This window comes from Variovorax sp. 278MFTsu5.1, assembly GCF_048305045.1.
Lineage (GTDB): Bacteria > Pseudomonadota > Gammaproteobacteria > Burkholderiales > Burkholderiaceae_C > Variovorax > Variovorax guangxiensis.
Genome location: NZ_CP157622.1, coordinates 3,493,564 through 3,507,623 on the forward strand (window position 1 = coordinate 3,493,564; position 14,060 = coordinate 3,507,623).

The following is a 14,060-nucleotide window of genomic DNA, read 5'->3' on the forward strand; positions in this document are numbered from 1 at the left end:
CTAGGGCCTCAAGGGCTGGTGCGAGAACAGCTCCTCGCACAACGTGCGCAGCCAGCGGCTGGCAGGATCCTGGTGGTAGCGGACGTGCCAGTGCTGTTTGACGGTGAACGGCGGCACTCGCACCGGGCAACCGTGGACCTTCAAGGCGCTCCCACTTGAACTGGCGAGCGTCTCGCCGATATGACGCGGCACGGTTGCGATCAGGTCGGTCGTGGACACGACAGCCGCAAGGCCAAGGAACCCCGGCAACTCCAGCAGGACGCGCCGCCCGATCTTTTGTCGCTGCAGTGCAGCCTCCAGCAGCAAGGCGCCGGTGCCCCCAACGATGCCGATATGGGCCTCGGCCTTGTATTCGCGCAGGCCCAATCCCTTGAGGCCGATGCGAGGGTGACGCGCGTTCACGAGGCACACCCAGTCCTGAGGGTAGAGAACCTGCTGGTAGAACCCCGACTCGAGCTGGGGCACCAGGCCGATCGCGAGGTCCGCCTCGCCGGATTGCAGCGCCTGTCCGGTTTGCTCGTCGATTCGCGCGGCCTCCAGGCGAACGCCGGGCGCGACCGCGCGCACATGCGCGAGCAGGCGCGGCAGCAGGGTGATGTGGCTGGCATCCGTCATGCAGATGCGAAAGCGCCGTGTCGCGATCGACGGATCGAAAGGCTCGGCGGGCGCGGCCACTCGGCGCAGTGCGGTCAAGGCTTCCCGCACCGGCACGATCAGCTCCTGCGCGCGCGGGGTCGGCTGCATGCCGTTGGTGGTGCGAACGAAAAGCTCGTCGCCCAGCTGCCGGCGCAGTCGTCCGAGCCAGTTGCTCACGGTCGGCTGGCTCTGGCCCATCGCCTCGCCGGCCCGCGTCACGCTGTTCGTGCTGTAGAGCAGCTCGAACAGGCGCAGCAGCTTGATGCTGGGAAGGGACGCGTCGCCTTCGATGTCGTCGTCAGTGTCCAAACCGGGTCTCCATTTCAAATTGGAATGTAGATCATTGCAGCCATGCCATGGTCAACATGATCCTTGGAACCTATCTTCGGGGTCATTCCAAACGAAGGCTCACATGAAGATCTACTTTCTCGGCTCCGGCGCATTGGGTTGCGCCATCGGCGGGACCCTCGCCGCAGCGGGGTCCGATGTCACACTGATCGACCCCTTCCAGGCCCACGTCGACGCGATCAATCGCGACGGGCTGCGCATGAAGGTCGGTGATTCGGAGCGCACCGTCCGGGTCCGCGCGGCGCTCGACAGCACGAGGCTCGAGGCACCGGACCTCATCGTCGTGCTGGTCAAGTCCTTCCACACGCGTGCGGCCATCGAAGGGGCACGAAACATCGTGGGGCCCGACACGGCCGTGATGTCGCTGCAGAACGGCATGGGGCATGAGGAAATCCTCTCGGAAGTGGTGGGCGCCGGGCATGTGCTCGCCGGCAAGACCTACGTCGGCGGCGTGATGCTCGCTCCCGGTCATGTCATTGCCGGCACGCAGGGCAAGCGCACGGTGATCGGCGAGATCGACGGCCGCGTCAGCGAACGCGCCAAGGCGATCGCCGCGGAGTTCGAGCGCGCCGAGCTGCCTTGCGAGGTCAGCGGCAACATCCTCGGCGCGATGTGGGACAAGCTCCTGATCAACGTCGCGACCGGTGCACTGAGCGGCATCACCGGCCAGGTCTACGGAAGCCTCTACGCGGTGCCGGAGATCGAAGCCACGGCCATCGCCGCGGTGGCCGAAGCGATGGCGGTTGCCGAGGCCAGCGGCGTGAAGCTGTCGATCAAGGCGCCGCGCGACGCCTGGCTGATGGCTGCCGAGGGCCTGCCCTACGAATTCAAGACCTCGATGCTGCAGAGCCTGGAGAAGGGCTCGGTCACCGAGATCGACTTCATCAACGGCGCCGTGGTGCGCGTGGGACGCAAATACGGCATGCCGACGCCCGTCAACCAGACGCTGGTCGCAGCGATCAAGGGCATCGAACGCCGCATGGAGGCGAAATGAACACCCGGGCCATACCGAAAGCCTACGTCGAGCACGTCGCCATCTGGGTGCGCGACATCCATTGGCACATCAAGTTCTTCCACGACGTGTGCGGCATGACGATGCGGGAAGTGCAGGGCACCATCGAGGAGCCCATCCAGTACTGGACGCTCGGGGGCATGCAGTTCATGGCCAGGCCCGATCACGACGGCCCCGAAGGTCGGCTGGGCCACCTGGGCGTGATGTGCGAAGACCTCGAGGCCGCACTGGCCGCCGCAAAGGCCTTCGGCGTCACCGAGATGCCCCAGGGCCGCAACTGGCTGCGCCTGCCCGATGGCCTGGCCGTCGAATTCATCCAGGCCAGCCCCGGCGCCGTGGCCAAGGCGCTGGCGATCGATCCCCGCGCCTGAACCCTGTCCGTACCCGAGACCCCGACATGAACACACTCACCATCGAAGACAAGTACTGGGACGACGCCGTCGTCGGCGAGGAATGCATCAGCCCGCCGTACGAAGTGACGGAAGCCCGCGTGATGGCCTACGCCGACCTCACGGGCGACCACACGCCCGTGCACACCGACGAGGCCTACGCCCGCACCACGCCTTTCGGCACCCGTGTGGCCCACGGCCTGTTCGGCCTCTCGATCGCAGACGGCCTCAAGACAAGGAGCGACATGCGCTTCATGCCCGGCATGTCGCTGGGCTGGGAATGGAGCTTCGTCGCGCCCATCAAGCTCGGCGACACGGTGCGGGTGAGGTTCCGCGTCGAGTCCAAGCGCGAATCGAAGAGCAAGCCTGGCTGGGGCATCCTGGTGCTGCCGTCCGAACTGATCAACCAGCGCGACGAAGTCGTGCAGAAGGGCGAGCATCGCGTGATGGTGCCCAGGAGGCCGGCATGAACGCGGCGGCACGGCAGGCATTGCCCCTGGCGGGAATCCGCGTCATCGACTACAGCCACTTCCTCGCCGGCCCTTACGTGGGCCGCTGCCTGGCGGCGCTAGGTGCCGAGGTCATCAAGGTGGAGCGCCCCGGCTCCGGCGATGCCGGCCGGCAGCACGCCTGGTTCGTCGGCGACCACAGCGGCTACTTCCTGCAGCAGAACATGGGCAAGAAGGGCCTGTCGGTCAACACCAAGGACCCGCGCGGCCGCGCGCTGATGAAGAAGCTGGTCGACAGCGCCGACGTGTTCGTCGAGAACTACCGCCCCGGTGCACTCGAAAAGCTGGGCCTGGGCTACGCGGAACTGGCCGAGACCAATCCGGGCCTCGTCTACTGCTCGATCTCCGCATACGGCCATACCGGACCGGACTCGCACCGCGCCGGCTTCGGCCTGATTGCTGAAGCCAAGAGCGGCATCATGCAGATGGTGGGCAATCCCGGCGAGGCGCCGCCTCTGCTGCGTATATCGCTCGGCGACATGTACACCGGCATCCACGCCGTGGCGGCGATCAACGCCGCGCTGCTGGGCCGCGTGAAGTCGGGCCGCGGACAGCACATCGACATGGCGCTGTACGACACGCTGGTGTCGATGCACGAATACGCGGTGCAGTGCTACACGCTCTCGGGCGGCAAGGAGGTACCGGTGCAGACCGGCCACGACATGCCCAATTCGACCCTGTACGGCGTGTTCCGCGCACAGGACGGCGACCTGGTCATCGCCGCGCAGGTCGACGATGCATGGAAGCGCTTCGCCGCGCTCGTCGAGCAGAACGGCGGACCGGCGGGTTTCGGAGGCGACACGCGCCTGCACGCAGCGGCCGGGCGCAACGCAAACCGCCTGGAAATTCTCGAAGTGGTCCGCCCATGGGTGGCGCAACGCCCTGTGGCCGGGATCCTGAAGATGCTGGACGGCATCGACGTGCCCTGTGCCAAGGTGCAGCGCATCGACGAAGTGCTGGCCGACCCGCAGATCCAGGCGCGCGGCATGGTGGTGGAGCAGGAGCACCCGGTGCTGGGCAACATCCGTCTGCCCAATCTGCCCTTCCGCATGTCGGGCTGCGACACCTCGATCACGCAGGTGGCGCCGGAGCTCGGCGAGCACAACGCCGAGATCGCCGCGAGCCTGGGCTACGACGCCGCCCAGATCGCCGAGATGCAGGCCGACGGCGTGCTCTACGGCGCATGAGGAGGAGGGAAGCATGACCGACCGCTACGCCGTCATCGGCAATCCCATCGGCCACACCAAGTCGCCGCTGATCCACGGCAGCTTTGCGCGAGCGACCGGCCAGGACATCGAGTACGGCGCCATCGAAGGCTCGCTCGAGCGCTTCGCGGACGACGTGCACGCGTTTCGCAAGGCGGGCGGGCTCGGCCTGAACGTGACGGCGCCATTCAAGCTGCAGGCGCTGGCCCTGGCGACCGAACGCCTGGAGCGTGCCGAACTGGCCGGTGCCACCAATGCGCTCAAGTTCGAGGGCGACCGCATCCTTGCCGACAATTTCGACGGCGTGGGTTTGACCAGGGACATCCAGAGCAACCTGGGTTTCTCTCTCAAGGGCGCGCGCATGCTGGTGCTCGGTTCGGGCGGTGCGGTGCGCGGAGCCCTGTTGCCCTTTCTCGCGCAAGAGCCGGCCGAGCTGGTGGTCGCGAACAGGACCTTGCCGAAGGCGGTCGACCTCGCCGAGCAGTTCGCGGTGCATGGCCCCGTGCGCGCCTGCGCCTATGCAGACCTGGCCGGGGAGCGCTTCGACATCGTCATCAACGGCACCTCGGCCAGCCTCAAGGCCGAGCTGCCACCTGTGCCGGCGCAGACCTTCCAGAACGCCAGGCTTGCCTACGAACTGGCCTACGGCAAGGGCCTGACGCCCTTCCTGCGGCTGGCCCGGAACGCGGGCGTGCCCAAGCTCGCCGACGGCGTGGGCATGCTGGTCGAGCAGGCGGCCGAAGCCTTCCTGTGGTGGCGCGGCGTGCGGCCCGACACCCGTGCGGTCATCGAGCGCATGACCATCCCGCTGGTCTGAGGCCGCGACAAGAAGGAGAGACCCCGATGAAGATCCTCATGCTCCACGGCATCAACCACAACATGTTCGGCAAGCGCGATCCGAAGCAATACGGCAACACGACGCTCGCCGAGATCGACGCGAAGCTGCAGGCGCTGGGCAAGGAGCTGGGCGCGGAGGTCGAGAGCTTCCAGACCAACAGCGAAAGCGCCATGTGCGAGCGCATCCACCAGGGCTTCGTCGATGGCGTCGATGCGGTCCTGATCAACGCCGGCGCATGGACGCATTACAGCTACGGCATCAGGGACGCGCTGGCAATCCTCACGGTGCCGGTGGTCGAACTGCACATGTCGAACATCCATGCGCGCGAGGAGTTCCGGCATCACTCGGTGTTCGCGGACATCGTGAAGGGCCAGATCTGCGGCTTCGGCCTGGACAGCTACCTGCTCGCCTTGCGTGCTGCCGTGTCGGCGGTGCGAGGCGCCGGCTAGCGAGAAGCAAGCTGCGCGAGCCCGCCCCGGGGATGCCCGGCGACGACGAGGCGGGGTCGCAGCGAAATAGCCGTGCCGCCTGCGCAACATGAGGCGGTCGGCGGCGAAAAACCGGGCTCGGCAGCGACCCGGATGAAGACCATTCCGCATCCAGCGAAAGCGTCGGCATCACTGCGTCTTCGAGATGGAATGAACGCAAGCGAGTTGCAGTGCTTCCGGTCATTCCGAAAATGAAATTCAGTCGCTCATTTTCAGAGGCAATTCAACGCTCGTTGCCGCCTCTGTACAGGTCACACTGATCGGGCTTGCCGTGTCGCGCAGTCGATGCGGTGCGGGCATGGCCGGAGGCAGTGACATTCAATGTCGTTTCGCCGGCGTCTCATGTGACAACGAATGTCACTTCTTGCCGCTGCGCGTCCCTCGCAACGCGCTCAATGCATCCATCGGTTTTACCGATTTCATTTCGTCTACCCATCGAAGCGAATGGCATGCACTTTGCAGAAGCATTTATTTACGCATTTCGATAAATGACCCATCCCACGAACGACGACAAAGACGCCGGCCTGCTGGATCGCCGCACCTTCTTCATCGGCACCGCGAGTGCAATCGCCCTGGGCACGACGGCTTGCGGTGGGGGCAGCAGCGGTAGTTTTTCGCCCATAGGGGGAGCGGCCGCGCAGCAGTCATCACAGCAATCACCGGGTGCGAGCTCCGGCGCGGTCGCAGGTGTCGATACACCCGCCACTCCCGCGCCCGAGCCAGCCGCCCCTGAGCCCGCAGTACGCAAGATCGTGCACCCCGGCCTGCTGGTCACGGAAGACGCTCTGCAGCGCATCCGCGACAAGCTGGCCGCCAAGGCGGAGCCATGGGTGGGCGGCTTGAACATGATGCTCAGGGCGAACACCACCGGCCTCGATGCGAAGCCGCGCCCCCTGGCGGTGGTGATACGCGGCGTCGATGGCCAGAACTTCGGCCAGATGGTCGGCGACATGGTGCGCGCCCTTCATTACGCACTGCGCTGGAAGATCTCGAACGACGAGAGCTACGCGAAGAAGGCGGTGGAGTTCCTCAATGCATGGTCGTCGACCTTGACCGAGTTGGGCGGCAATTCGAACGTCTACCTGGCCTCGGGCCTTTACGGCAACCAGTGGGCCAACGCCGCGGAACTGATGCGGACCTACTCCGGCTGGGCGAAGGAAGACGTTGCGCGCTTCCAGGCGATGCTGATGAACGTGTTCTATCCGAAGGCCCACGACTTCCTGGTCAACCACAACGGCAGCGAGACAAGAAAGGTCACCCACTACTGGGCCAACTGGGACCTGGCCAACATCTGCGCCGTCTACGCGATCGGCGTGTTCTGCGACCGGCCCGACCTGAGGGCCGAGGCAAGCAACTACTACAAAGCCGGCCGCGGCAACGGCACGAGCGCCGGCAGCGTCTACTACGTGCACCCCGGTTACCTCGGGCAATGGCAGGAAAGCCATCGCGACCAGGGCCACTCCACCCTCGGCATCTCGCTGGCCGGGATGCTGTGCGAAATGGCCTGGAACCAGGGCGAGGACCTCTACGGCTACTGGAACAACCGGCTGCTGGCCGGTGCGGAGTACGTGGCCAGGACGAACCTGACCGATGCCAATGGCAATGCCCTGTTCACGATGCCGTTCGCGCCTTACAACGGCGTATTCGGACCCGCTACCGCCGCGGCGGGCACCGGCAGCGGCCGGCCCTGCTGGGAACTGATCTACAACCACTACGTGAACCGCAAGGGTCTCTCCGCCCCCTGGACCAAGGCGATGGTCGACAGATTTCGTCCGGAGCGCGTCGACGGCGGCGACCAGCCGGGCATCGGCACGCTGCTCTATGCGCGCGATCCGGTCGCTGCCGCAAAGCCCAGCGGCCTTAGCGCATTCCTGAACAACGCAAAGGTGCAGCTGTCCTGGTGGGGCACGGCGGGCGCTTCCCAATACCTCGTGCAGAGGGCTGCTTCACCGAACGGTCCGTTCACGACCCTTGCGCCCGTCACCGATCCACGCACCTACACCGACGATGCCGACCAGGGCACCTGGTACTACCGCATCGATGCGGTGACCGACGCCGGCGAGATCACCGGTGCGGATACCTTGCGCGTGGCGGTTCCCGGCGAGCTGTGGCTGCACCTGCCGCTCAATGGCGATGCCAACGACGCCAGCGGCCGCGGCCTGAACGCGCAGTTGAAGGGCGGTACGAGCTGGGGCGAAGGGCGCAACGGCGGTAGCGCCGTGCAACTCGATGGCCGCAGCGGCCACGTCCAGTTGCCCGACGGAGCCGTGTCGGCCCTGGGCGATTTCACGGCGGCGGTGTGGGTCTACTGGGATGCCTCGGTGGTCAATACGCGCATCTTCGACTTCGGCTCCAACGACGTGGCCTACATCTCGCTGATTCCTCGCGATGGCAACGGCAAGCTGCGTTTTTCGGGCTCGCGCAACCAGTTCTGGAACGAGGAGTCCGTGACCACCGATGTGCTGCCCACCGGGCGCTGGGTGCATGTGGCGGTCACGCTTTCAGGCACCGTGGGCACGCTCTACGTGGACGGCACGCAGGTCGCCACCGCGGACGGCATCTGGATCAATCCCTTCCAGCTGGGCCGCACGACGCAGACCTGGCTGGGCCGCTCCCAATACGGCGGCGACCCGTACTTCAAGGGCCGCATGCAGGACTTCCGCATCTACAGCGGCGCGCAGGACGCGGCCTTCATCGCGAACCTCGCCCGCTGAGCGCCATCGGGCAGCCGCGCTGCCCGGACAACCCTGAACCCGAACCGGTGTGTGCCTGCACGGGCGCGCCGGTATTTGTTTCCTCTCACCTTTCGGACTTTTCCATGGGCATTCTTTCTCGACGATCCGTTTCCGCGCTGCTGGCCTCGCTGCTGCTCTTCGGCTGTGGTGGAGGAAGTGGAGGTGGTGGAGGGGCCAGCATTCCGTTGTTCGGCAGCCCGACGGGCCAGGCCGGCACCGGCGGGCAGAACAACGGTGGCCAGGTGGCCGGCAACACCTCCGGCGGCGGCACCCAGGGCGGCACCGGCGGCACGAGCGGTGGCACCGCGCCCGTGCCGGCCACCGTCGCCCTGGCCAGCAAGCTGGGCAAACCCTCGCGAGTGCTGGTTGGGCTGGGAGCGACCTCCATCGACGACATGAAGAGCCAGGACATCCACCCCGACATCGTGGAGCGCTACCTGGTGGGAGTCGGCTCGGGAGCCTGGCCGACGTGGAACAGCCCCGACGGGGCCTACGTCACCTTCACTGCGCAGGCTGCCGATGCCTATGGTGCGGTGCCCATGTTCACGCTCTACCAGATGACGGCGAACGGCGAAGGCAATCTCAGCGGCATCAGCGACGCGACCTTCATGAACAAGTACTGGGGCCAGGTCCGCCTGATGTACCAGCGCATCGCGGAATGGGGCAAGCCTGCCCTCGTCAACGTGGAGCCGGACTTCTGGGGCTTCGCCGCGTCGCAGGCGCCCGGCCGCGACCTGACGAAGATGGCCGCTTCCGTGAAGGGGCAGCCCGAATGCAGCACGCTGCCCGATACCGTGGCGGGCCTGGGCCAGTGCTTCGTGCAGATGGGCCGCAAGGTCGCACCCAAGGCACTGATCGGGTTCCCGCCCGCCTTCTGGAATGGCACGCCCGCCGAGATCGCCGCGATGATGCGGACCGTCGGTGCGAACCAGGCGGACTTCATCGTCGCCCAGACCAGCGATCGCGACGCGGGCTGCCGCGAAGCTGCATCGCCGCCTCCGGAATGCCAGAACGGAAGCGCTCCGTTCTACTGGGACGCAAGCAACAAGACCAGCCCCAGCTTCCATGATTCGCAGAAGCAGTATTCGGATTACCGCGCGGCCCTGGGCAACGATCTGCCCATCCTGTGGTGGCAGACGCCAATGGGCGTGCCTTCCGACACGCCCGGCGGCACGGACCAGCACTATCGCGACAACCACGTCGACTACATGCTGACCAACACCCAGGAGTATGGCGACATGCACACTGTCGGGATCGTCTTCAGCGCCGGTGCGGGCAGCCAGACCTCGATCGGTACGGACGGCGGCCAGTTCGCGCGCCTTTCGGCGCAATACCTTGCGCGAGGCGGCGCGGTGCTGAAGTAGCGGGTTCGGTCGAGACTACTACCGCAGCACCAGAACCGGCAGCGACGATCGAACCAGGACTTGCTGCGTCTCGCTTCCCAGCAAAAGACGCTTGAGGCCCTTGCGTCCGTGCGAGGCCATCACGATCAGGTCGCTCCTGTGCTTCTTCGCCGCGGCGATGATCGATTCGGCGACCAGGTCCGAGCTGGCCTGCGCCGTCCTGATCCGCACGCCGCGCTCCCGCGCGCGGTCGCGCACTTTGTCGAGCATGGCCTGCGCCTTCTCCGCCCACTGCTTCTCGATGCGGCCGACGTCTTCTGCCGAGAAGGTCATCGAGCCTTCGAAATAGCTCTTCGGGTAACGGGGGACGACGGTCAGGGCGACCAGGTCCGAGTCGTTCTGCACCGCCAGCGCGATGGCGCTGTCGACGGCCTTCTTCGAAAGGGCGGTGCCGTCGGTGGCGACGAGGATGCGTTTGAACATGAGGGGCTCCGCGTGATTTGCGGCAGAGCTTAGGCGCGCCCGCAACCTACGGCTTGATCCATATCAAACGGCTCGCGCGGCCCGCCTCTTAGGCTCGCCCGATGAATGCCACGCTCGCCCCCGATCGCGCCGCGATCCCCGTCTTTCCCGCCGCGGACGGCGACCAGGCCTGGCAGCTGCTGGACGATCCGGCCGAATGGCCCGCCTTCGGCCGCGAGCTGGGTGCTGCCGGCGCCGGCTGCTGGGAGTCGCAGGTCGTGGTCGAGGGCATGCACTGCGCGGCCTGCGCCTTCACGGTCGAGGCCGCGCTGCGCCAGGTGCCGGGCGTGATGGAGGCGCAGGTCAACGCGGCCAGCCGGCGTGCGCGCGTGGTCTGGTCGCCCGCGCAGACCCGGCCTTCGCGCTGGTTCGAGGCCAGCGCGAAGGCCGGCTACCGGCTGCTGCCGGGCAGCGACCGCTCCGTCAGGGAACTGCGCCGGCGCGAATCGCGGCTGGCCCTGTGGCGCTGGCTCGTGTCGGGCTTCTGCATGATGCAGGTGATGATGTACGCCTACCCGGCCTACGTCGCGCGGCCCGGCGACATGAACGCCGATTCCGCGCAGCTGCTGCGCTGGGCTTCCTGGGTGCTGACGCTGCCCGTCGTGCTCTTCTCCTGCGGGCCCTTCTTCCGCAGCGCCTGGCGCGACCTGCGCATGGGGCGCATCGGCATGGATCTTCCCGTGGCCTTCGGCGTGCTCGCGACCTTTGCGGTCAGCACCGCGGCCACCTTCGATGCCACGGGACCGCTCGGCCACGAGGTGTACTTCGACTCGCTGACGATGTTCGTCTTCTTCCTGCTCACGGGCCGCTGGCTCGAGGCGCGCCTGCGCGAACGCACCGCCGGCTCGCTCGACGCGCTGATGAACCGGCTGCCCGACGGTGTCGACCGGCTCGCCGCTGATGGCAGCTGGAAGCGGGTGGCCGTGCGCCGGCTCGCCGTGGGAGACGTGGTGCGGGTGCGGCCGGGCGAGGCCTTTGCGGCCGACGGCGTGGTGATCGAAGGCGACACCAGTGCCGACGAGGCCTTGCTGACCGGCGAATCCCGACCCGTGCCTCGCCCCTGCGGCGACCGCGTGCTCGCCGGCAGCCACAACCTGTCGGCGCCGGTGCGGGTGCGCATCGAATCGGTGGGCGAGGGCACGCGCTTCGCGCAGATCGTCCGGCTGATGGAAAGCGCCGCCTCACGCAAGCCGCGCCTGGCACTGCTGGCGGACCGCGTGGCGCGCCCCTTCCTCGCCGCGGTGCTGGTGTCGGCGGCCGTGGCCGCAGCGCTCTGGTGGCCCACGGACCCGGGCAGGGCGCTGATGGTGGCGGTCGCGGTGCTCATCGTGACCTGTCCGTGCGCGCTCTCGCTCGCGACGCCGGCCGCCATGCTCGCCAGTGCCGGCGCGCTGGCACGCGGCGGGGTGATGACATCCAACCTCCAGGCCCTGGAAGCGCTCGCGTCGGTCGATACCGTCGTGTTCGACAAGACCGGAACCCTGACCGGAGACATACCGCGCCTGGAGCGCATCTACTGCCGCCAGGGCATGCGGCCCGGCGATGCGCTGGAGATGGCCGCCGCGCTCGGCGCGCAGTCGCTGCATCCCGTGTCGCAGGCGCTGGTAAATGCGTGGAATGCGCAATTCCGTTGTGCGCCCGGCTGGGCAGCGGACAAGGTGGCTGAGACTGCGGGCCAGGGCATCGAGGGCCGGATGCGGCGCGTGCGCGCGGCCGCCGGAACGAGCCGTCGCGTGCGCCTCGGCTCGCCAGCCTTCTGCAGCGTGGCGCCGCTGGAAGTCGATGCGGCGCAGGTCCATCTCGCGGACGAGCAGGGGTGGCTCGCCAGCTTCGTGCTGGTCGAGGAATTGCGCGCCGATGCCGCGGCTGCCGTGGCGTCGCTGCGCGAGCAGGGCCTCACGGTACGGCTGCTGTCGGGCGACAGGGATTCGGCCGCGAGGGAGATCGGCGTGCGTTGCGGCATCGACTTCTCGCAGGGCGGCTGTACGCCCGAGGACAAGCTCGAGGTGCTGTGGCGGCTGCAGGCCGAGGGCCGGCAGATCGCGATGGTGGGCGACGGCCTCAACGACGGCCCGTCGCTGGCGCGCGCGAACGCCTCGTTCGCCTTCGGCCGCAGCGTGCCGCTGTCGCGCGCGCATGCCGACTTCGTCGTGCTGGGCAACAGGCTCGCAACCATCCCCCAGGCCATCGCGCAGGCGCGCAGGACGCTGCGCGTGGTGCGCCAGAACCTCCTGTGGGCGGCGGGCTACAACGCGCTGTGCGTGCCGCTGGCCATCGCCGGCTGGCTGCCTGCTTGGCTTGCCGGCCTCGGCATGGCCGCGAGTTCGCTCGTGGTGGTTCTGAATGCGACGCGGCTCGCGTCCGGCGCGAAAGAGGCGCACTGATGGACATCCTCTTCCTTCTCGTTCCCTTGTCCGTGGCGCTGGTCCTCGCGATCCTCGGCGGCCTGTGGTGGTCTATCGAGCGCGGCCAGTTCGACGACGTCGACGCCGAGGGCGAGCGCATCCTGCACGGCGATTGATCTGCATCAACCCGCAGGACAGCGTGCCCACGGAAACTGCCCGCAACTCAATCAAGGGCACCACGATGCAACCACCGAATCCACCCGCCGCGGAATACGACGACACGGTCGTGCGGCAATTCGCGCTCATGTCCGTGGTCTGGGGCGTGGTCGGCATGCTGGTGGGCGTGGTCATCGCCTCCCAGCTGACGTGGCCCGAACTCAATCTCGGCATTCCATGGCTCAGCTATGGGCGCCTGCGGCCGCTGCACACCAACGCGGTCATCTTCGCGTTCGGCGGCTGCGCGCTGATGGCGACCAGCTTCCACGTGGTCCAGCGCACCTGCCAGGTGCGCCTGTTCGCACCCAGGCTCGCGTCTTTCGTGTTCTGGGGCTGGCAGGCGGTGATCGTGGCGGCTGCCATCAGCCTGCCGATGGGCTACACCAGCGGCAAGGAATACGCCGAACTGGAGTGGCCCATCGACCTGCTGATCGCCGTGGTCTGGGTGGCCTACGCCGTCGTGTTCTTCGGCACCATCGGGATGCGCAAGGTGCGCCACATCTATGTGGCGAACTGGTTCTTCGGCGCCTTCATCATCGCGGTGGCGCTGCTGCACATCGTCAACAGCGCCGAGATCCCGGCGGGCTGGATGAAGAGCTACTCGGCCTACGCCGGCGTGCAGGACGCGATGGTGCAGTGGTGGTACGGCCACAACGCCGTCGGCTTCTTCCTCACGGCCGGCTTCCTCGGGATGATGTACTACTACATCCCCAAGCAGGCGGGCCGGCCGGTGTATTCGTACCGGCTGTCCATCGTGCACTTCTGGGCGCTGATCTTCACCTACATGTGGGCGGGCCCGCACCACCTGCACTACACCGCGCTGCCCGACTGGACGCAGTCGCTGGGCATGGTGTTCTCGCTGATCCTGCTGGCGCCGAGCTGGGGCGGCATGATCAACGGCGTGATGACGCTCTCGGGCGCCTGGCACAAGCTGCGCACCGACCCGATCCTGCGCTTCCTGATCGTGGCGCTGTCGTTCTACGGCATGTCGACCTTCGAGGGGCCGATGATGTCCATCAAGACCGTCAACGCCCTGAGCCACTACACCGACTGGACCGTGGGCCACGTGCATTCCGGCGCGCTCGGCTGGGTGGGCTTCATCACCATGGGCTCGCTCTACTACCTGATCCCGCGCATGTACGGCCGCACCGCCATGTACAGCACCAAGGCCATCGAGGCGCACTTCTGGATCGCCACCATCGGCATCGTGCTGTACATCGCGGCCATGTGGATCGCCGGCGTGATGCAGGGCCTGATGTGGCGCGCCATCAACTCCGACGGCACGCTCACCTACACCTTCGTGGAGAGCGTGAAGGCCACCTTCCCGTTCTACCTGGTGCGCGTGATCGGCGGCGTGCTCTACCTCAGCGGGATGCTGCTGATGGCATGGAACGTCTGGATGACCGTCATCTCCGGGCGCGCGGTGCGCGCCGAGATCCCGCCCCCCGCCATGGCCCATGCCTGAGGACGCACG

13 protein-coding genes are annotated in these 14,060 nt (G+C 67.1%); 11 read left to right on the top strand and 2 right to left on the bottom strand.

The window, feature by feature from the left end:
* Nucleotides 1–945 (bottom strand): LysR family transcriptional regulator, encoded by a 945-nt coding sequence (locus ABL844_RS16215; protein ID WP_418128170.1) that lies wholly within the window; start codon nt 943–945, stop codon nt 1–3.
* A 103-nt stretch (nt 946–1,048) separates the two neighbouring features.
* Here ABL844_RS16215 and ABL844_RS16220 point away from each other — a divergent pair, with 103 nt between their 5' ends.
* The 8 genes from ABL844_RS16220 to ABL844_RS16255 all read left to right on the top strand — a co-directional run bounded on the left by ABL844_RS16220 (nt 1,049) and on the right by ABL844_RS16255 (nt 9,524).
* Entirely contained in the window at nt 1,049–1,978 is a 930-nt protein-coding gene (locus ABL844_RS16220) for a ketopantoate reductase family protein (RefSeq protein WP_418128171.1), read from the top strand.
* Nucleotides 1,975–2,367 (top strand): VOC family protein, encoded by a 393-nt coding sequence (locus tag ABL844_RS16225; protein WP_418128172.1) that lies wholly within the window; start codon nt 1,975–1,977, stop codon nt 2,365–2,367. Before ABL844_RS16220 ends, ABL844_RS16225 begins: the two co-directional genes overlap by 4 nt.
* Before the next feature lie 26 nt (nt 2,368–2,393).
* Nucleotides 2,394–2,855, top strand: a complete 462-nt coding sequence (locus tag ABL844_RS16230) for a MaoC family dehydratase (RefSeq protein ID WP_126019792.1) — start codon at nt 2,394–2,396, stop codon at nt 2,853–2,855.
* On the top strand, nt 2,852–4,081 hold the full coding sequence (locus ABL844_RS16235) for a CaiB/BaiF CoA transferase family protein (protein ID WP_418128173.1): 1,230 nt from the start codon (nt 2,852–2,854) through the stop codon (nt 4,079–4,081). Before ABL844_RS16230 ends, ABL844_RS16235 begins: the two co-directional genes overlap by 4 nt.
* A 13-nt stretch (nt 4,082–4,094) precedes the next feature.
* Nucleotides 4,095–4,916, top strand: coding sequence for a shikimate dehydrogenase (gene aroE / locus ABL844_RS16240; protein WP_418128174.1), 822 nt, complete (start codon nt 4,095–4,097; stop codon nt 4,914–4,916).
* A gap of 26 nt (nt 4,917–4,942) precedes the next feature.
* Complete coding sequence (gene aroQ / locus ABL844_RS16245; protein WP_184637911.1) at nt 4,943–5,386, top strand: type II 3-dehydroquinate dehydratase; 444 nt, start codon at nt 4,943–4,945, stop codon at nt 5,384–5,386.
* 527 nt (nt 5,387–5,913) lie between these two features.
* Nucleotides 5,914–8,139: a LamG-like jellyroll fold domain-containing protein gene (locus ABL844_RS16250; RefSeq protein ID WP_418128175.1), complete on the top strand. Its 2,226-nt coding sequence runs from the start codon at nt 5,914–5,916 to the stop codon at nt 8,137–8,139.
* 104 nt (nt 8,140–8,243) lie between these two features.
* Nucleotides 8,244–9,524, top strand: a complete 1,281-nt coding sequence (locus ABL844_RS16255) for a hypothetical protein (protein ID WP_418128176.1) — start codon at nt 8,244–8,246, stop codon at nt 9,522–9,524.
* An 18-nt stretch (nt 9,525–9,542) separates the two neighbouring features.
* On the opposite strand, the gene ABL844_RS16260 is transcribed toward ABL844_RS16255, so the two are convergent.
* A complete protein-coding gene (locus ABL844_RS16260) occupies nt 9,543–9,986 on the bottom strand; it encodes a universal stress protein (protein WP_369662327.1) in 444 nt (147 codons plus the stop codon).
* 101 nt (nt 9,987–10,087) lie between these two features.
* Between ABL844_RS16260 and ABL844_RS16265 the strand changes: the two genes are divergently transcribed.
* The 3 genes from ABL844_RS16265 (at nt 10,088) to ccoN (ending at nt 14,051) form a co-directional block, all read left to right on the top strand.
* Nucleotides 10,088–12,409 (top strand): heavy metal translocating P-type ATPase, encoded by a 2,322-nt coding sequence (locus ABL844_RS16265; protein WP_418128177.1) that lies wholly within the window; start codon nt 10,088–10,090, stop codon nt 12,407–12,409.
* On the top strand, nt 12,409–12,546 hold the full coding sequence (gene ccoS / locus ABL844_RS16270; RefSeq protein WP_126019806.1) for a cbb3-type cytochrome oxidase assembly protein CcoS: 138 nt from the start codon (nt 12,409–12,411) through the stop codon (nt 12,544–12,546). Before ABL844_RS16265 ends, ccoS begins: the two co-directional genes overlap by 1 nt.
* Before the next feature lie 65 nt (nt 12,547–12,611).
* Nucleotides 12,612–14,051 (top strand): cytochrome-c oxidase, cbb3-type subunit I, encoded by a 1,440-nt coding sequence (gene ccoN, locus ABL844_RS16275; RefSeq protein ID WP_184637903.1) that lies wholly within the window; start codon nt 12,612–12,614, stop codon nt 14,049–14,051.
* Nucleotides 14,052–14,060: the final 9 nt, after the last annotated feature.

What these genes read in the sequence shown, in the direction of transcription:
- ABL844_RS16220 (WP_418128171.1), top strand. Translation starts at nt 1,049, where the DNA reads ATGAAGATCTACTTTCTCGGCTCCGGCGCATTGGGTTGCGCCATCGGC.
- ABL844_RS16260 (WP_369662327.1), bottom strand. Translation starts at nt 9,986, where the DNA reads ATGTTCAAACGCATCCTCGTCGCCACCGACGGCACCGCCCTTTCGAAG.
- ABL844_RS16225 (WP_418128172.1), top strand. Translation starts at nt 1,975, where the DNA reads ATGAACACCCGGGCCATACCGAAAGCCTACGTCGAGCACGTCGCCATC.
- aroQ (WP_184637911.1), top strand. Translation starts at nt 4,943, where the DNA reads ATGAAGATCCTCATGCTCCACGGCATCAACCACAACATGTTCGGCAAG.
- ABL844_RS16230 (WP_126019792.1), top strand. Translation starts at nt 2,394, where the DNA reads ATGAACACACTCACCATCGAAGACAAGTACTGGGACGACGCCGTCGTC.
- ccoS (WP_126019806.1), top strand. Translation starts at nt 12,409, where the DNA reads ATGGACATCCTCTTCCTTCTCGTTCCCTTGTCCGTGGCGCTGGTCCTC.
- ABL844_RS16250 (WP_418128175.1), top strand. Translation starts at nt 5,914, where the DNA reads ATGACCCATCCCACGAACGACGACAAAGACGCCGGCCTGCTGGATCGC.
- aroE (WP_418128174.1), top strand. Translation starts at nt 4,095, where the DNA reads ATGACCGACCGCTACGCCGTCATCGGCAATCCCATCGGCCACACCAAG.
- ABL844_RS16255 (WP_418128176.1), top strand. Translation starts at nt 8,244, where the DNA reads ATGGGCATTCTTTCTCGACGATCCGTTTCCGCGCTGCTGGCCTCGCTG.
- ABL844_RS16235 (WP_418128173.1), top strand. Translation starts at nt 2,852, where the DNA reads ATGAACGCGGCGGCACGGCAGGCATTGCCCCTGGCGGGAATCCGCGTC.
- ccoN (WP_184637903.1), top strand. Translation starts at nt 12,612, where the DNA reads ATGCAACCACCGAATCCACCCGCCGCGGAATACGACGACACGGTCGTG.
- ABL844_RS16265 (WP_418128177.1), top strand. Translation starts at nt 10,088, where the DNA reads ATGAATGCCACGCTCGCCCCCGATCGCGCCGCGATCCCCGTCTTTCCC.